The following is a 249-nucleotide window of genomic DNA, read 5'->3' as shown; positions in this document are numbered from 1 at the left end:
TGGGAGCCTGTCCCCGCGCGACCAGACCCGTCCGCGGGCGCACACGTGGCTCCATGAGGGGTCCAGGAGTGTCTCGAGCCTGCGTCGGTCACCGCGGACGACATCGGTGAGCAGTGAGCGCTCCAGCTCGACGACGAGGTCGACATCCGAGGCGCCCGACGCGGACCGCTCTGTCGCTGTCGACGTCGCGATGGCACTACCCGGATCCTCGAGGCTGAACAGATCCGGCTCCGCGTCCGCGGGACCCGC

General features: G+C 70.7%; 1 pseudogene. It reads right to left on the bottom strand.

Annotated features, from left to right (window positions below):
- A pseudogene (locus tag G6017_RS16560) lies at positions 1 to 249 on the bottom strand (DUF4440 domain-containing protein); the annotation flags it as partial.

The sequence above is a fragment of the Dietzia sp. B44 genome (genome assembly GCF_014145245.1).
In the GTDB taxonomy this organism is placed as follows: Bacteria; Actinomycetota; Actinomycetes; order Mycobacteriales; family Mycobacteriaceae; genus Dietzia; species Dietzia natronolimnaea.
Note: the sequence above shows the minus strand (reverse complement) of the source record. Positions and strands in the feature narration are given on the sequence as shown.